An 18,363-nucleotide genomic window follows, 5' to 3' on the forward strand; every position below is an offset into this window, starting at 1 on the left:
CGGCGCAAAAGGCGTCACCCTATCGCTGCCCCCGGCCAGGGGTCGAGCACCCTCACGGAGCCTGACCCACCTGGCCGGAGGCATCCCTCTAGGGGTTGTCAGCCCTGGTCGCCCAACCGGCTAGTTCGCGTGCTGTCGGATGCTGATAGAGAACGCGTATGGTCACCGGCAGCGCCAGAGCGGTCCTGAGCCGTGCCGCCACACGAGCGCACATGAATGACGTGGCGCCCAGTGCGAAGAGATTGTCATCCGGCTCGACATCGGTGCCGAACAGTTCCCGCCAGACCTTGAGGCAGCGTTCGAGGTAATCCCCATCCGCCCGCGCCGGTTCGGCTGCGGCGACGGGGGAAGACGTGGTGGAGGGCACAGGGCCGAGCCGGCTTCCGGCCGAGACCGCAGGACCGTCGAGGTCCTCGAGTACCGCGGCCAGCTCATCGGCGAAACCCGCCAGATCTTCACGGGTGAAGATGGCCGGATGACCCGAGAGCCGCAATATATCGCCCGTCAGCTCGGCCGAGAGCAACCCATGAGCGCCGCGGTGAGGACCGGGATGGAGCACGAGCCCGTTGTGCGACGGTGACATGCGCAGCTGGTCATTGACGGTCAAGAGGCAGTCCGGCATGCCTGGTACGGCGCTGCTGGTGAGGCGGCCCACCAGATCGGCGGGTGGGGCGCCTCGATCGAGAGAGTCAAGTAATGCGTCGAACGACGTGCCGATCTCCGCCTGTACGGTTCGCGCAACTGACAGGGGATGGATGACGGGCAGCGGCCGGATGGCCAGGAGGGCGTCGCCGTCATCCGTCAGCGGAACCGTGACACGGTCGAGCGACCATTGGAAACGGCGTGCCACAGCCACTCGCGTGCAGCCCATCAGCACCGCTATCGGCGTAACTCCGAGCGCCCGCGCGGTCTCATCCAACCTCTGCCGGTCGAGAGTGGTCTGCATGATGGCTGCTGTGCGGTCATAGACGAAGCGCCGTGCGTCCGACGCCGACCAGGGCGGGGGCAAGAGGGCGATCTGCTTGAGCCACTCTTGGCGGCACGTCTCGGATGCCTCGGCGACCGGTGTCCGGACGAACGCGCTGACGCGTCGTTGGGCCACCGTATCTTCGGGCGCTGCCTGAGCGAGTTCCAGAAATTCGTCGATCAGTGCAGCCAGCCCCGACCCGTCGACGATCGCGTGATGGACACGAAAGAGCAGCCACATGCGCGCGGGCGCGGGGCTGAGCACGAGGGAGAAGAGCGCATTCCCGGACGCCTGGTCGGCGGCCATGGCCAGCTGGTCGAAGGTCCGATTCGGAGATTGGTCGGGGTCGAGCCGCACCACCGAGAGCACCCTGTCCGAAACGGCCGCCTCATCCCGGCACCAGCGAACCCGTCCGTCCTGCGTGGCCACCTTTGCTCCGAGTTCCGGGTAGCGGCCGGTGAGAGCCGCCATGGCGGCACGCACGTTGTCAACGGTGATGCCGACGGCCTCGGCCCGTACCTCGAGCATGTATCCCGAAGGCGGTGCGATCTGGGCGGCGAGCAGCATCTGCGCGACTGCTTCTGGAGGGTCGCTCCACTCGTCAGCGGCGAAGACATGGGAAGGCGTGGTTGTCCGATCCATCAATCCTCACGATCCAGGGGCAGAGTGTTGACGAAGACGTTCGCGCATCGGTATTCGCCCTCGATGAGGACGGCCACAATCGCAGAGCGCTCGGCGGCCTGTATGTGCTCGCCGAGACGGAAGCGCCACCTCTCTCGCTGGGTGCCGCGGGGGCCGACGGATACAGGTCGTGATCGCCCCTGCGGCAGGTCACCGATTCCTCCGGCGACGAAGGCGAAGCCGGCCTGTCCGTGGATCGGCCTGTCCCGCTCGCTGATCAGAGTGCACGTGAGCTCGCTGTCCCGCAGCCTCGGTGCGTAGACGACATGGTCGGCGGCCATCTCGTAATCGGGGGATGCCGACGTGGACGAGGAGAGGTCTCCGCACCGCCGGCAATGTACGGCGAAGATCGTCAAATCCACGGGCAGACGATGGGTGAGTTCGACTCTGACAGCGGACTCGCGACGGCACGCAGGGCAGATGGCCGGCGTACTGGACACCTGCCGGAACGCGCGTGCGTTGGTGCCTAAGATCCCCCACCAGGTGCCGTGAATCTCGCGCAGGAGCTCGTGCACTGTGGCGGCCTGGATCTCATCGATGTTCTGCCGTACCTCGCGCAGCGTGTCGAGCTGCCGGCTTCCACGCGCGAGCAGACCTCGGCGAATAGCCCGCTCCACCTCGCCGAGACGACGTTCGTCAATGGGCAGGTGCAGGGACAGCAGAGAACGCAGTCTGCCCAAGATCACCTGCTGCGTGCTCAACTCCTCGTCGGCGGGGTCCGCTTCCCGCACAGTCGAGTAACGCCGTTGAGCCGATCGTGACGCGGGAAGGCCGACCGGCAACGAAGGATCACCCAGAAGCCCGAACTGGGTGAATTCCCTGTTCGCTCCTCCCACCGCGTTGAGAGTCTCCACCGCCTCACCCAAACGAGCTCCGCCATGGATCGCGCCCGCCAGGTCATCGAAGAGCGGCCGCTGAGCGATGTGAAATCCCACGGTGCCGACGACGGCGACGGTCGTGCCCTCCATGAAACCCAGCGCGACGCCGACCGACAGTGGGTGCGCGTTGTTGCCGACCGAGATCGAGTCGCAGGACTGCAGAAACGCGAGCTGTACGTCTATGGACGATGCAGCGATCCGGTCCTCATCTCCGAGTTCCTGGCGCAAGCAGCCTTCACCGCGCAGGCACGACGGCATCCTCGTGCGCGCTGCGAGGTCGGCTCCCACCGGCGGTGCGGCGGTTCCCCTGCCGCAGACGAGCCCATCAACCAGCAACAGGCAGCACTCGTGTCCGTGAGTGAGCACCTGAAGGGCCCTGCCAGGACGTTGCAGCAAAGGGCGCAACTCATCCAGTGCCACAGCATCAGCCTGGTCCGCGCCGACCGCCGTGGGATGGATCAGCGCTATGTCATCCGCCGCTGCCCTGCTGCTCAGTGTGAGCGTGCGGTAGATCAGGCAGGACAGCGACTCCTGCGTTCGGCTCGTCACGAGACCGAAGCGAGGATGCCGGATACCGGGCCAGTCGCCGAGCCGCGCGGCGTCGGCTGCGGTCGCGACCAGAGCGACGGGAACCGCCGCGAAATCATCGAGAACACCGTACAGGTCGGCCGGGTCGACGCGGTGATGCGGACGCGAGGTCGCGCTCGCCAGCAACCCTGCCGCAGCATGGGCCACCGGGTCGCCCAGGGAAACGACCACCCCGGGCCAGGAAGCGTCGATCACTTCCGGCAACTCGACCGCGCCCTCGGATCGCAGCACGTTCTCGTAACGTGTGAGTGAGGGCCCGGTCATGACCGGGAAGGCAACGCCGGGCTGCCATGACGCGGCCAGCCGTGCGTAGCCGAGGGCGTCCTCGCAGCGGACAACGGCTTTCGAATCCGACATCGTCTCCCCAATCGTGCTAGTACAAGCCCTTGCCGCGCAGGGCGGTGTCAGCGGGAGCTCGTGGACAGTTTGCTTTCGAGCGCATGGCAACCCGCTGCCTGCAGGACATCCCGGACTCTCACCCGAATCCCCAATTCAGCCTCAATCGCAGCCACGAGCCGCATCGCCGCCAGAGATTCCCCGCCTGCCTCGATGAAACTGACCTGCAGAGGGGCCTCCGGGCCGAGCACCCGTTTCCACAGTGATGGCAGAACGCCTTGCTCCTCAGCGGGAGAAGAGGCCGCGCCTTCCGAGATGACGATGGACTGCCCGCCGGACTCGGTCCCGTCCTCGCTCGTACGGCTTTCCTCCGAGAGGTGGGAAGCGAGCAGCGAGCGAACAGTTCTGTAATCGACCTTCCCATGAGCGTTGACGGGAAGGCGCTCAACGACGATGACCGCGTCGGGCAGCATGTAGTCGGGAAGAAGAAGCGCCATGGCCTCGCGCATCACGCCCCGCGCAGAACGTTCTCCCGTCCACTCCTGGTTCGTCACCACCGCCAAGCCGAGACGCAGGTCTCCAGCGGGGTTCCGGACACCGACTGCGGCCGCCGCACCAACGCCGGGGACTGCTCCGGCCGCACGCTCGACCTCTTCGGGCGAGACACGATAACCGCGTATCTTGAGTTCGTTGTCGGCCCTACCGAGAAAATCGATACGCCCGTTCTGCCTGATCCGTACGAGATCGCCGGTCGGATAGATCGGGGAGTCCACCCCATCTACGCGAACCAGGTCACGAAGCCTGTCTCCGCACGGAACGCCCGCGATTCCCAGAACGCCGGGACGGCCAAAGGGGACGAGGGTCCCATCGTCATCGAGAACGCATAGCGTAGCGCCTCCGATGGGAGCGCCCAGCTGGGGCAGATCGTGCTCGGATTCATGTCCCCGTACTTCATGGCAGGTAACTGAAATGGCGCATTCGGCAGGGCCGTAAGTGCTGAGCAAGCTGACGGTGCCGTGATGCCGGCGGACGAATCTGGAGGCCCGAGCCGCGTCGTAAGCTTCTCCGCCGATCACGACGGCCCTTACGCTGCCGGGCAACCTCTCGTCGCGCTGCTCCAGATGATCCGCTAGAACAGCCCACAATGCCGTCGGAAGGTCCAGCACCGTGGCCTGATGTGATCCGACTTGTCGCAGCATCCCCGGGATGCCATCGGACAAGTCCAGCAGGAGAAGCGTCCCGCCGAGCGAGAGGATGGGAAGCGCCTCTTCGAAGGATGCGTCGAAGAGGAGGGAGTTGGAACCGGCGACCACATCGCTTGAGGTCAACTGCAGCCGGTTCATGAATGCACCGATATACGCGGACAGGGCCCGGCGGCCGACTGAGATCCGTTTCGGCTGACCCGTGGTGCCGCTGGTGCTCACCACGTAGGCGTCGCCGGGTTGCAGCGCGAGGTCGTGCGCGGTGCGCAGGCGGGTCAGCTTTCCGTCCGATGACCAGCGGAAATGAGCAGAGTCCAGTATCGACGACAATCGTGCTGCCGGAGCGAGCGGGTCGACCGGCATGAAGACGACACCCTGCTCAAGGCAGGCGGCCATTCGGCTGCAATAGGCGGCATCACGCCCGATGTCGACGGCCACCACTTCTCCGGCCGCTGCTCCGGCAACGTTCAGCTCGCGTATTGCGGCACTCAGCAGGATGGCGAAGTGCTCCTGCGTCGCGTAGGACTCCATCGCGATGACAGCAGGGGCTGAAGATCGACGAGGTTCGATCCTCATGTGGTGGTACTGAGGGGGTGGGCCTACGACGACGGCAGGATCGGGGGAAGGCCACCGCCAGTCCTGCGCTACCGTACCGTTCCTGATCTCACGGACCAGCCGAGACAGGCCTTGGCGGAACATGTCCGTCAACATCCGCACTGTTTCTAGCTGGTACAAGGAGGTGTCGAACTCCCATACCAGGCGGACGGATCCATCGGGAGCCATAGGGTCGGCGCCCGCCTGCTTGGGGAGAACCAGAACGTCCAGAGGACACTTGGTCGTGCCGTTCTGCCGGTACTCGACGAGCGCCGTTCCGTGACCCGGTATGTGCGTGTCCGGTAGCGGTGCGTTGTGCGCGCTGAACATGCACCGGTAGAGCGAAGCGCGTCGCTCTCCCTCTGCTTGGCGAACTGCTTCCAGGATCGTGTCATAGGGGATCAGCTCGTAGTCCAGAGCGTCGCGCAGCGCGACTCTGACCCGGAGGAGGAAGGCGGGGAATGCGGCGGACCACTCGGAACGTACGGCCACGGTGTTGACGAACATGCCCAGGGTGGATTCGAAACCCGACGGACGGGCGCTGACCGCCGACCCGATGACGAGGTCCTCTTCACCTGAGATTTCGTGCAGTGTGCAGAGAAAAGCGGCCATCAAGAGTTCGAAGCCGGTGGCACCTTGCCGCGTAGCCCACGCCTGCAGCTCTTCCCACTCCTGACCTTCTATGACGATGTCGATGGAGTCCGCCGGCGCCGGGGCGAGGTCTACGGATGAGGTTTCGAAGTCGAACGGTGGAGCCACCGGAAGCTGCGGAGCGTCAGCGAGCCGATCGACATAGGTGGCCAGTTGCGGTGACCCCGGAAGGGCTTCGACCCGCGTGACCTCATCTGCGACGTAGTCACCGTACTCGAGGCCCCGGGCTTTCCAGGAGCTCGGATCGGACCCGGACAGGGCACGCACGAAGTCCCTCAACAGAAGGGTCAGAGACCATCCATCGTGGATGAGGTGATGTTCGACCTGGCTCAGTACCTGCTCGTCATCGGATATGCGGAAGAGACGCCAGGAAACGAGCCGGCCCTTCTCCAGATCCCAGTCGATCCGGCCATGTTCACGGAGCAACATGTCGAGTTCGGCAGGCCGGCCACCGGCCGTGCGGTCGGCGCGGCGAAGATCCACGACCTCGAACTCCGGAACCCATGGGGTGCCGATGACGACTCGCCAGCCTTCGGCACCAGGGCGATAAGTGGAGCGAAGGACGGGATGAGCCGCCACCACGGCAGCGAGAGCCGCTGAGATCTCCTGTTCCGTGAGCGTGCCGGGCAGGTGGATGGCGACCTGATTCTGGTACGCGGGCACGGAAGGTGCCGACGCGATCTCGTAGAGAGCGCGTGCCTGCGCATGGGAGACGGAGAATTCCCGATCCGAGGCGGTGAGGGGCGTTGGCCCGCCGGCCACCCGCATACCGCCGGCGATCATGTCCGCAAGCTCGCCGACGCTGGTCGACCCCAGGATTTCACTGACCCGGACGATGCTGCCGAGCTCCAGCTCGATCCTGCTCCGGAGACGGGCCGCCGCCAGTGAATGACCACCGACGTCAAGGAACGAGTCGTCGATGTTCACCCTCTGGTCACCGACTACGTCGCGAATCATGTCGAGAACTCGCGTCCGTGCCACGTCGGCAGCTTGACCGGGAGCATCGTCTCGGGCCGTAGGGGCCAGCGTCCTCGGCTGACGCTGCGCGGGACCACCGGTGATCTGTTGGGCCAGAGCGTCCCGGTCCACTTTTCCGGTGGGTCCGACAGGCAGCGAGGGAAGCATGAGAATGTGATCGGGAAGCATATAGGGAGGCAATGAGGCTGCCATCTCCCTACGCAGAGCAACCGTCGTCAGGGCCTTGCCCGGTGCGTACACCACGGCGATGGCGAGCTCCTTGCCGTCAGCCCCCTCGACCGTCAGAACAGCGGAGTCCGCCACCGCTTCTATTCTGTTCAGCGTTGCCTGGACGTCGCCCAGCTCGATGCGGTAACCACGAATCTTGACCTGGTCGTCAAGGCGCCCGAGGAACTGCATCGTACCGTTGGTGGTCCAGCGTGCGCGATCACCGGTGAAATACATGCGAGATGCCGGGTCCGATGCGAACGGGTCGGGCATGAACCGTGCTTCGGTCAGCTCGCTGTCGCCGGCATACCCCATGGCCACCGGCACGCCGGCGATGTACAAGTCACCCGGCTGGCCAATGGCACAAGGGGTGCGATCGCTATTCAGGATGTAATAGCGGGCGTTCTGGATGGGCCGCCCGTACGGGATGCTCGGCCAGTCGGCGGCCACCTCGCCGACATCGAAATAGTTCGACCAGACGGTCGCCTCGGTCGCTCCCCCGAGTGCGACGACATGGGCAGCGGGGAACCGTCTGCGGATGTCATCCGGGAGAGCGAGCGGCACCCAGTCCCCGCTGAGGAAGACCAGGCGCAGGCTGGGGTTCTGAGGTGGTTGACGGCCCGCGGCGACGGCCATCACCTGACTGAGTGCAGCAGGAGCCGAATCCCAGAAAGTGATCTTCTCCCGATCGAGGATGTCCAGAACGCGATCCGGATCCGCCATCTCGTCCGGACTGATGATGCGAATCGTGCCGCCTGCGGCGAGAATCCCGAAGATGTCGTACACGGAGAGGTCGAAGGTGAAGGCCGTAACGAGCAGCAGCCGGTCCTCCGGACAGATCGAATAGGTTCTGTTGACCCATTCGATAAGGTTCACGACGCTCCGGTGGCATACCTGCACCCCTTTAGGGCGGCCGGTCGACCCTGACGTGAAGATCACGTAGGCCGGATCGCTCGAGGATGTGCGGCGGAGTTCGCGGACATCACGGAATCGCTCGATGGCCGTCCATGTCAGAACCCTGGGCTTCGGGTCATGGGCCGGAGCGTGGGAGGACGAGGGCGCCCGACGGATCACCACGTCGTATCGTCCGGCGAGTGAGCCGTGCCAGTGGTCGCCGCTCCTCGCCACGATCTCCACGTCGACCGGAGTCGTCGTCTCCGAGGCGAGCTTCTGGAACCAGGAACGCGGCAGTCGCAGGTGGCCTGCTCCGGTCTCGCTTTCCGTGTCGATCACATCGGCGATGATGACGGCTCCGCCTTCGACAACCAGGCCGATTGCGTCGAGTATGGCTTTCCGGGCGTAATCAGGGCCGGGATAGAACTGCGTGACGCTGGACATGAGGACCGCATCGAACCGCCGTTCACCGGCGATTTCCCTGATGTCGTGCGCGAACCCCGTGGAGAAGTGCGTGATGGCAGGCGAGCCGGACATCGCGCTCCGGCAGCGCTCTATCGCGACCGGCGACGGGTCCACCCCGACATATTCGGCCACCAGTCCGCCGAGCTCAGCTGCGAGCAGCCCGGATCCGCAGCCGATCTCCAAGACGGAGCGCGGATTTCCGGCTGAAGCCACCAGGTCGCGCACGTGCTCCAGGTAAACGGCGACGTCCCCGCGCTCAAACCCTTCTTCGCTCCGGCCCTGATTGAATCCGGCTGCGCGCAGCGGGTCCTCATCCGCGGCGATCTCATCCCAGAGAAGACGCGTGCTCGACTCTTCCAGGTGGTCAACAGGATGCTGGGCGGCGTCCAGGCACATCAGACGCGTGTCCTGGCCGGCGATCCATGCCGCCTCCTCCGCCAGGCGCGCATGCCGCCGACTGGTCATGATCCAGTTGATTTGGAGTTGTGCTATCGGTTCCGCCACGCGTGATGCGGGCCACCGAGGGTCGAGAGGCACATAGGCCGCACCGGAGCACGTGACGCCCAGGATCGCAACGATGGCCGTGACCGAATGCTCGACGAGGACGCCGACGTAGTGACCGGGTCCAAGCCCTTCCGCGGTGAGCGCATTGCTGAGCTGCTGAGCTCGCGACCATAGCTGCCCGAAGGTGGTACGAGCACCGTCGCTGGTTTCGATGGCGATGGCCTCGGGGTCTGCTTCGACAGCCCTCTCGATCAGATCAGGCAGAGTGGCCAGCTCGTCGAAAGGAACCGTTGTGGCATTCCACTCCTCCGGAACGGGATCCCCGTCGTTCAGATCCCACTGCCACTGTGCGGCGGGGCTTCCATCGTTGGCGCCAGTCACTTACGCAGCCTCTCTCGATGTGTCAAACGATCAACCAAAGCGGGGAGGTCGTGGGAACCGATGGCGAAGCGTCTGCATGGAGTCCTGGAAGACCATGGGTCGCGATCGGCGTCAGAATCAGGGGCGGAGGGTCCGTGCCGGGTCATGTCAGCTCGCTGAGCCGGGCTCCCGTTTCTTCCTCGACGCCTTTCCCAGACCCAGTTTCCGCATCGTGCCGGCTATGTCAGTGCAAGAACCGCCGTTACCGTCCGCGAACCAGGCGATGACGTGCTCTTGGATCTCCGGACTCTTCTCCTGGCTGAACTTGAACATCGCCTCCACCTTCTCCACATGGAAGGAGAACGCGCCGACACCGGGTGCGAGCGAGCTGTGGTAGTCATGCGAGGCTTCGAAATCAAAGCCTGAGCCGAATCGGCTTTCCAGCGTTCGTGCCGTCGTCATCACCACGGACAGGGTCTCGTCAAGGCTCGCAGCGAGCGTCACCGTCCCGTGTAGGTGTACGGTGACGAAATCCCATGTCGGCGCGGCCACGTCGGTGTTGTACAGCGTGGGTGAGACGTAGCCGCCGGGTCCCATGAAGATCAGTTTTGCGGCGGTTTCGTGGGCCAGGGTCGCCCAATGCGGGTTCGCCCGGTTCATGTGCCCCAGCAGGCTGGTACCGGTGAGCTGATCGTCGCCGGATGCCGGCCGCCGGACGATGGGCACTTGAGTTGCCTCGGGAACCGTCTTCCCATTGCTGATGAGAAGGGCGAGCGGATGCCGGTCGACGATCTCGACCGCCCAGTTCTCCCCGTCCACCCGGTATATCGGGGGAATCAGCATCCGCCTACCTCCACCTGGCCTGCCGCGGACTCACGGTTCGTCGTCACACCAGCTCCTTGGTCAGAACCTCGGCCAGCTCGCCGGCGCGGACGGCCGTGAGCGACAGAAGGGTTTCGGACAGGCCGTGCGAATGCTCTCCATAGCCGAGGACGTAGATGCCGCATTTCACGGACTCGTCGGTCGCCACCCGGCGGTTGCGGTCAAGGAGCAGACGGCCCTGGCCGTCCCGTCGGCAGCGGGGGAGCAGGTCGCCCAGCAGAGATCCCGGATCGGCTCGCAGGTAACCGGTGGCGCAGACCAACGCGTCAGCCTCGATCGTGGTCGTGCTCCCGTCGGGCAGGAACTCGATCACCACGCGCAGGCGGTCCCCGGCGTGGGTCACCTCGACCAGTCGCGAGACCTTATGGAAGTGGAGGCGACGCCGCCCGGTCACCGATTCGAGATATGAGGTCTGATACAGCCGGCTGATGAGACCTTCGTCCACGACCGAGTAGTTGGTATTCGCATGGTAGGCGTGCAATGACCGCCGCACGCTCTCGGAAGCCGCGAAATGATGGTCGACGGCCTCGGGGTTGAAGATCGCGTTCGTGAAGGCGCTGTCGTCCGCGACGCTGTAGCCATATCGGGAGTGCACGGAATGCACTTGGGCATCTGCGAACTCGCGGTGCAGATAGTCGACGGCTTCGGCGGCGCTCTGACCGGAGCCGAGGACCACGAATGACGACGGTTCCGATCCGGCGATGGCCTGCGCGCCGTCAAGAAGCCTGGAGGAATGCCAGATCCGTTCGGACTCCGGTAGACCTTCCGGCATCCGCGGCCGCCCGCCCGCTGCGATCACCACGTTACGGGCCCGGTGAGTCCGCGGCGTTCCATCGCGGCCGCCTACCCGCACCGAGACGTCCACGGCTTCGACATCACCCGGCCCCGTGGCCGACCTGATCCCGACCACCTCGGACTGGTAGGAGACACAGTTCTCGAATTGCTCGGCAGCCCATGCCAAGTACTCGTGGAACTCGGTCCGCAAGGGGAAGAACGTCTTGGTGTTGGCGAAGTCGACGATCCTGCCGCGCGTGTGCAAGAACGACAGAAACGAGAATCGACTGGTCGGATTGCGCATGGTGACCAGATCCTTCAGGAACGGCACCTGCATCGTCGCGCCCTCGATCAGCATGCCACGATGCCAGCCGAAGCGCTCTTGGGCCTCGAAGAATCGCGCTGTGACCGCTCTGCCGGCTGAGTCCATCTCGTCCAGAGCGATGGCCAGCGCGAGGTTGGCGGGCCCGAATCCGACTCCGGCGATATCGAGCACCGCGCCGGCGTCCATGCTCCCGTTCCCATAACTCTGGCTCATTGTTCATCCAATCCGGTCAGCGAACAGGGGGGAACACGGTCGGCCTGGCTGGTCCGGTCGCCCCCGACGAGCCGCGGAGCCAGCTGTGGTCCTGCTGCGAATGTGCATGACTGAAGAACACGGCTGGGATGGCCAGTCGGTCGCGCCGAAAATACTCGATTGCTGATGCGGTAACTGTCGACTCGGTGTTTGCCGCGAACGAATCGACGGCAGCTTGCAGTCCAATTCGGGGAGCTTCGCGTGTGCAGTCGCGAGGCACGGATCAAATTATCCGTCGATGTCCGCCACCAGTACTGACATCGGTCAGGGGTGTCGACCTTCGGCTCGATTCCTCTTCCGGTGATGATGTGTCCCCAGGGCCGGAGGGATGCGGGCGACCGCATCGACTCACCGCATAGCCCCAGGTCTTTGAGGGAAACCAGGCGCCGCCGGGTCCTTCGCAAGCGCCGCGCGACCGGGCAAGGCCAGGCCTTCCGCCAAGGCGAGCGTCGCCAAGGAAGCGACGAACATCCACGAGGTTGGGCATGTCAGGGTTGTTGCGTATGCCCCATCAGGGGTTTAGAGTCCCAATCCGACGGCGTACGGTCGGCATTTGCCGTTCGAAGATCAGGGTCAAGTCGACATTTGGCTCCCTTTGCGAGGGCTGCGGGGAATGGCGAGTTGGGCTGCGTTCTCTTTTATGAGGTTCAGGGACGAGGTTTCAGTAATCGCTCGAGCGATTTCATGCGTACGGCGAGAAACGCGGCCGCCGCGGCCAGGTGATCAGCATCGGATTCGCTTCCCTCTGTCAGCCGGGCTTGGCTCTTGACGTCCTCGGTGCGCCAGGGCTGCACACCGAACACCGCCGGAACCACTCGGCCGCATGACCGCGAGTGTGCACTTCATCGTGTGGGGGACGATGCCGCTGGGCGCCGCGATCGGGGGAGTGCTCGGCTCGCAGATCGGCATCCGCGAAACGTTGTGGATCGCGATGATCGGACATGTAGCGCGGGGCTGTGGGCCTTCTTCTCGCCGCTGCAGCGGACGCGCGACATCGAGGCCCTGGAGGAGTATCGCGCGGACAAAGTGTAGGGCGGCTCCCCATCCGCACACGTAGGGGCTGAACGGCGATGTCCACGATGCCGCGTCTTCCCCTGTGAGCCCCGAAAGGAAAAGTTGATGATCAACGATGCACGACAAGCTCTCCCGCTGCAGACCGCGGCGCCTGGAGTGGCGCTTTTTCCGGCAGAGTTCGAGCGGGTGCTGGCACGCCTGCGCACGGACATCGATGACCTGGCCGCGGCCGAGGATCTGACGGTGCTCACCGCGCCTCCGGTGCTCCCCCGTGACGTCGTCGAGCGGTCCGGGTACGTGCGCGAGTTCCCGCATCTGCTCGGTTCTGTGCACAACTTCGGCGGCGACGCGAGCGAATGGCTGGCCCGGCGGGCTGAGGCGGTCTCGGGCGGCATGTGGCACGATCGCCAGGAAATAGCCGACGTGGTGCTCACGCCCGCGGCGTGCTATCACATCTACCCGCTCCTGGCGGGTACGACGCTGACCGCACCGGCGCGCTTCGCCGTGGAGGCGTGCTGTTACCGGCACGAGGCGACCGTCGAGCCAGGACGGTTCCGGTCGTTCCGCATGCGTGAGCTGGTATTCGTCGGTACCCCGGACGCCTGCGTGGAGTTTCGCGATCGCTGGCGGCAGCGGGTCGCGGACTGGCTGACCAGCCTGGGACTCGACGTCGCCACGGAGACGGCCACCGACCCGTTCTTCGGCCCCGGGGCGAAGTTGCTCTCCGTCAACCAGCGTGCCCAAGCGCTCAAGTTCGAACTGGTGGCCCCGGTGGCCGACGGCCTGAGGCAGGCCGTGGCTTCAGCCAACTGCCACAAGGACCACTTCGGTGAGATCTTCGGGATAGAGCTGCCGGACGGCAGTCCGGCACACAGCGCCTGTGTCGCCTTCGGGCTGGAACGCATCGCGCTCGCGGTGGCGTACGCCGAGCGCGACGGTGCTCCCACAAGCGAGTCGCGGTAGAAGGCGCTCGGTGCAGATGAAGGGACGATCAACTCCAATAAGATCACCACCTGGACAAGCTGCTCTCTCAGGATTCGGTCACGCATGGTCGTGCTGACATCGACCAGGGCACTTCCCTTTCCGGCGTTGATAGCGTCGTCGATCTCCGTAGTGATCCCGATGATCAGGCTCTCGACCTGCCGATTTCGATGCCGATTCGCGACCGAGGAGTCACCATGATGCCCCCGACCATCCTGAGCCCTGGAGAATCAGCGTTCGACTGGCTGCTGGACGCGGCCGACCATATCCGCAGCACGGTTCGGATGAGGGGCGCGGCCCTGATTCGCGGCCTGCCCATCCGCGAACCCGGCGATCTGACGATCGTCAGGAAAATCCTCGGCGTGCAACCGTATCGGGCGACGGAGCTGTTCGGTCAGCGCACCGTTTACGGTGACGGAGTCGCTTCACCGATCGAGTGGCCGGCTGAGCGCGAACTGTGCCCTTACCAGGAGGAGACGTTCAGCGCGGTCGTCCCCAGTATCGCTCTGACCGCGTGCGTGCGCCCGCCCGAAGCGGGCGGAGAGGCCTGCCTCGCCGACTCGCGCGAGCTGCTGCACCACCTGCCGGACGAACTCGCGCGCCGCTTCCAGGAACTGGGCTGGACGCTGACGCGAGTGTTCCGCGAAGAGTTCGGCATGAAGTGGCGTGAGGCTTTTGGCGTCGACTCCAACGACGCGTTGATCGAGCTGTTCTCGCAGATCGGAATCGATCACGACTGGGTGTCCAACGGCGGACTGCGCACGGTCCGCCGGCGGCGGGCGACAGTGGTCCACCCGAAGACGGGTGAGGAGTGCTGGTTCAATCAGGCGGCGTTCTTCAACTCCGCGAGCTTACAGCCGAGAGACCTGGCGGTTCTGCGGCGGGCATTCGGGCCGGACATCCCGATGGAGACCGGTTACGGCGACGGCTCTCCGCTGACCGAGGATGAGGTGTCTGCCATCCAAGACGCCTATGCCAAAACGTCCGCAGCCGTCCGATGGCAGGCGGGAGACTTGATCGTCGCGGACAACGTCCTCACCGCACAGGGCCGTCGGCCCTATAAGGGGAACCCGCTGTTCTTCACCTACCTGGGCGATCCCGTGCCTCTATCCGTCTTGTCGTAGGTCAGGCGGACTCCGGCTACCGGGCAATACTGGCAGGTTTCAGTACTAGTACTGCCGACGAGTCTGCATACTCGCACCAGCCGTAATTACAGAAAGGCCGGGTGTTCCCACTCGATGGCCGGCGACCGACGAACATGCTGCAGCACCAGGTGTTTCCTGGAAACCGCGCGTACTGCAGCGCCACGGTCCTGGCTTTTCCTTGGCAAAATCGATCCCGTGCTGCTCAGGAAGTGTGTGATCGATAAGGTCGAGACGGTATGACAGCAAGATGATCACCTTTCCGGAGGAGTCGTGCGGGGCGATATCGAACAGGTCGGAACCAAGCTTCTGTATCAGGGCGATCGAGTTCGTCTCTGGCTGCTGGAGCTGGCGCCGGGCGAGCAGACCGCAATTCACCAGCATCCCTGTGATTACGTCTACGTCGTTGTCGAGGGAGGCCAGACGGAGACGGTGAACGTCGACTCGACCGTGATTCCGGGAGACGAGATCGGAGATGCGGTCTACCATCAAGCCGGTATGGCGCATCTCTCAAAAACATCGGTACGACCAATTACACGAACATCATCGTCGAGTTGCTCTCGACGGCCGAGCAGCACTGATGACCGCCGGCCAAGCCTATGCGGCGATCGCCGAGGCGGGCGTCCGGCTGATCACCGGGACTCCCGACTCCCTGCTCAATCCCCTGCATCGCTATTCGGCGGCCCGCCGCCGAATTCCCTACGTACCGTGCGGCGATGAAGCGACCGCGGTGGGGCTCGCGAGCGGGGCGAGGCTGGCCGGGGCACGGAGCCTGGTCCGCATGGAGAACAATCTCCTCCGCGGTCACGAGACCGCGCAACGCTTGAACCACGGCGCTCTTGACCAGTCGCCGATACCGATGACCCGTCACGGCTGGAAAATGGTTCTGAGGCTGTGGGTCACGTAATCGACAAGATCGCATGGATAAACGTGGTGGACGGTAGGATTTTAAGTACTCGTGCCAAGGGCAAAGATGTGTACTACATCCCTGGCGGGAAACGTGAGGCGGGGGCGGGGGATATCGATACTCTCGTCCGGGAGATTCGCGAGGAGTTGACCGTCGCGATCATTCCGTCGAGCGCCAGATATGTGGGAACTTTCGAAGCTCAGGCCCACGGTCACTCGTTCGAGACGATGGTGCAAATGACGTGTTACTCCGCCGACTATCAGGGAACGCCCGCGCCCAGCCATGAGATCGCAGAGATCGTCTGGCTCACTTATGCGGATCGGGATCGCGTATCGGCCGTCGACCAGGTGATCTTCGATTACCTTTCCCGCGAAGGAAGTCTTCTTTGACGCTCTTTGGCGCACTTTTGAGGAGGGGCCCCGGTGACTGCCTCTGAATTTCTCCGCCTGCCGGGCGGACGATGGTCTATCTGGCGTGGCATGGTCCTCAGAGGTGCGGGGTTCCCAGTCCGCCAAGTCGAGGCGATCAGCGATCCGCAACTCGCCTTGGCTGCAGATCAGTGCATAAAGGCGAAGGCCGATCAGGCCCAGGGTGATGGTGCGGCCGAATACGAAGCCGAGTTCGCCGCGGCGCTGACCCGAGTCGCTGACGCCGTCCAATCCGTCGCTACCGATCCGCGCCTGCGTGAAGCCGTCACCTGGCAGAACCCTCACTTCCTCGACACCTGCCTCGACAGGGGCGGAGCCGAGCCTGGTGGTCGCGACAGCGCAGTGCGCCGGCGGGAGATGGCGATCGCTAACTACCTGCAGCGGTACACCACGAAGAACGACTCGATAGGGTTCTTCGGTCCGGTGGGCTGGGCCGAGTGGGATGCCACGGCTCCCCGGCCGTCGCTGCTCGTGGGGCCGTCTCTGCTGAGTCGACGCAGCGTCTCCTTCGAGGTATGGGCCATCGACGCGGTGGGTGCGGCCCTGGCCAGGCGGCCCGAGCTGCGGCATGGTGTTCCCCCGCGCCGGGTGCCCGCCCACCGACTCCACGACGACCACGTCGTACTGGCGAGCGGCGAGCGGGTGCCGCTTTCCGCTGATACCGCCGCCGTACTGCAGCGATGCGACGGAGTGCGCACGGTACGGGAGATCGCCGAGGACCTGGCGATCGACGAGGAGGAGCTGCTGGTTCTTCTCGACGAGCTGTGCGACCGGGACCTGTTACGGCTTGACTTCGAGGGACCTGTCGAAGCCCGAGCAGAGCAGCGCCTGCGGGCCCGGCTGGCCCGGGTGCCGGAGCCGCAAGCCAGACAGCGGGCCCTTGACGATCTCGATCGGCTCATCCGGGCGAAGAACGATGTCGCCGCCACTGCCGGCGATCCGGCCCGGCTCAGAGGCGCGCTGGAAAAGCTGCACGTCGAGTTTCAGCAGCTCACCGGCAACAGCGCCGTCCGTTCACACGGGAAGACGTACGGTGCGCGAACAACGGTTTACGAGGACACTGTCCGCGATGGCACTGTCACGCTGAGCGGCGACATGCTCGATGAACTGGGCGAGCCGCTCTCACTCGTCCTGGACAGCGTGCGCTGGCTCGCTGCCCGTATCGCGCGCAACTACCTCAGCCGGCTCGACGCCTTATATGACCGAGCCTGCCTCCTGCTCGGCACTGCCGAAGTTCCGCTGGCACGGCTGCTGGCGTTGGCGACCCGCGAGTTCTACTTGGATCGAGACCTTCCGCCCCTCGTTCAGAATGCGGTCGAGGAGCTGCAGCGGCGCTGGGCGGGCATCCTGGCGATCCCCGACGGGGTGCAGCGGTACCGGGTCGAGCCCGCTGAGATCGCTGACCAGGTCCGGACCGAGTTCGCTGCATCGGCGCCACCGTGGGCGCGTGGGCAGCAGCATTCCCCTGATGTCCTGCTCGGGGCTGAATCGATCGACGCGATCGGCCGTGGCGACTACCAGTTCGTGCTGGGAGAGCTCCACATGACGCACAACACGGTCGAGATCCAGACGTTCGCCGACCAGCACCCCGACCCGGATCGCCTTCTGGCGATGACTCATGCCGCCGTCGGCGACGAGCGGATGGTACTGATCGTTCCTCGCGCTTGGGATGATCTCACCCGGACCATCATGCCCGCGTCACTGATGTCGCCGCGCTACAGGTACTGGAGCCGCGGCGCCGACGATGTGTCCCACGTGCCAGGCGACGTGATTCCTCTGGGCGCCCTCACAGTGGCCCGGGTTGACGAAACGCTCATGGTTCGCAGCGATGTCGATGACCGACGCTATCCGCTGTCCGAGGTTCTCGGCGATTACCTGTCCATGGTCTCGGTGAACGCGTTCCGGATGTTGCCGAAACAGCCGCACCGCTCGCGTGTGTCCATTGGGCGGCTCGTCGTCGCTCGGGAGTCTTGGCGCCTTTCGCCGAGCGAGTGCGGTTGGGCTTACGCGGCGGTCCGCGGCGAACTGAACGAACAGCTCCGCTATTTGCAGATGCGGGAGTGGGTGGCCCGCAACAACCTGCCTCGGCGAGCGTTCTACTCCGTCTCCATCGAGACCAAGCCGGCGTACGTCGACTTCACGAGCCTGCCGCTGATCAACAGCCTGGCCAGCACGATCCGACGTATGGCCAAGGACGGCTCGGACGGCGACATCACCTTCACCGAGATGTTGCCGGCCCCGCAGGAGTGTTGGCTCTCCGACGGAGACGGCGAACGATACACATCGGAGTTGCGCATGGTGGTCACCGAGCGAGCCTGCTGAGGCGACCCGGACCGGGCCCCGCAGGTTCCTG

General features: G+C 64.8%; 11 protein-coding genes and 1 pseudogene. 6 read left to right on the forward strand and 6 right to left on the reverse strand.

What is annotated here, in order from left to right; genetic code table 11:
• Positions 1–88 precede the first annotated feature (88 nt).
• From ABN273_RS16715 to ABN273_RS16740, 6 genes are all read right to left on the reverse strand, one after another.
• Positions 89–1,609: a phosphopantetheine-binding protein gene (locus tag ABN273_RS16715; RefSeq protein WP_349449759.1), complete on the reverse strand. Its 1,521-nt coding sequence runs from the start codon at positions 1,607–1,609 to the stop codon at positions 89–91.
• Positions 1,609–3,471 (reverse strand): hypothetical protein, encoded by a 1,863-nt coding sequence (locus ABN273_RS16720; RefSeq protein WP_349449760.1) that lies wholly within the window; start codon positions 3,469–3,471, stop codon positions 1,609–1,611. The genes ABN273_RS16715 and ABN273_RS16720 overlap by 1 nt, the downstream gene beginning before the upstream one ends.
• Before the next feature lie 47 nt (positions 3,472–3,518).
• Positions 3,519–9,326 carry an AMP-binding protein gene (locus tag ABN273_RS16725; protein WP_349449761.1) on the reverse strand — a complete coding sequence of 1,936 codons (5,808 nt, stop codon included), beginning with the start codon at positions 9,324–9,326 and terminating at the stop codon, positions 3,519–3,521.
• A 147-nt stretch (positions 9,327–9,473) separates the two neighbouring features.
• Entirely contained in the window at positions 9,474–10,148 is a 675-nt protein-coding gene (locus ABN273_RS16730; protein WP_349449762.1) for an FMN-binding negative transcriptional regulator, read from the reverse strand.
• A 43-nt stretch (positions 10,149–10,191) separates the two neighbouring features.
• Positions 10,192–11,472, reverse strand: a complete 1,281-nt coding sequence (locus tag ABN273_RS16735; protein ID WP_349449764.1) for a lysine N(6)-hydroxylase/L-ornithine N(5)-oxygenase family protein — start codon at positions 11,470–11,472, stop codon at positions 10,192–10,194.
• 713 nt (positions 11,473–12,185) lie between these two features.
• Complete coding sequence (locus ABN273_RS16740) at positions 12,186–12,341, reverse strand: hypothetical protein (RefSeq protein ID WP_349449765.1); 156 nt, start codon at positions 12,339–12,341, stop codon at positions 12,186–12,188.
• A 316-nt stretch (positions 12,342–12,657) separates the two neighbouring features.
• On the opposite strand from ABN273_RS16740, the gene ABN273_RS16745 reads away from it, so the two are divergent.
• The 6 genes and pseudogenes from ABN273_RS16745 (at position 12,658) to ABN273_RS16770 (ending at position 18,332) form a co-directional block, all read left to right on the forward strand.
• Complete coding sequence (locus ABN273_RS16745; RefSeq protein ID WP_349449766.1) at positions 12,658–13,515, forward strand: class-II aminoacyl-tRNA synthetase family protein; 858 nt, start codon at positions 12,658–12,660, stop codon at positions 13,513–13,515.
• A gap of 215 nt (positions 13,516–13,730) precedes the next feature.
• Positions 13,731–14,657 carry a TauD/TfdA family dioxygenase gene (locus ABN273_RS16750; RefSeq protein ID WP_349449768.1) on the forward strand — a complete coding sequence of 309 codons (927 nt, stop codon included), beginning with the start codon at positions 13,731–13,733 and terminating at the stop codon, positions 14,655–14,657.
• Between the two features lie 291 nt (positions 14,658–14,948).
• A pseudogene (locus tag ABN273_RS59475) lies at positions 14,949–15,104 on the forward strand (hypothetical protein); the annotation flags it as partial.
• A 46-nt stretch (positions 15,105–15,150) separates the two neighbouring features.
• Positions 15,151–15,582, forward strand: a complete 432-nt coding sequence (locus ABN273_RS16760) for a hypothetical protein (protein WP_349449770.1) — start codon at positions 15,151–15,153, stop codon at positions 15,580–15,582.
• Positions 15,570–15,971: an NUDIX hydrolase gene (locus ABN273_RS16765; protein ID WP_349449771.1), complete on the forward strand. Its 402-nt coding sequence runs from the start codon at positions 15,570–15,572 to the stop codon at positions 15,969–15,971. The genes ABN273_RS16760 and ABN273_RS16765 overlap by 13 nt, the downstream gene beginning before the upstream one ends.
• A gap of 33 nt (positions 15,972–16,004) precedes the next feature.
• The gene (locus ABN273_RS16770; protein ID WP_349449772.1) at positions 16,005–18,332 is read left to right on the forward strand and encodes a lantibiotic dehydratase; all 2,328 of its coding nucleotides are present in this window, start codon (positions 16,005–16,007) and stop codon (positions 18,330–18,332) included.
• The last annotated feature ends 31 nt before the right edge of the window (positions 18,333–18,363 follow it).

Source organism: Nonomuraea sp. B19D2 (genome assembly GCF_040137845.1).
In the GTDB taxonomy this organism is placed as follows: Bacteria; Actinomycetota; Actinomycetes; order Streptosporangiales; family Streptosporangiaceae; genus Nonomuraea.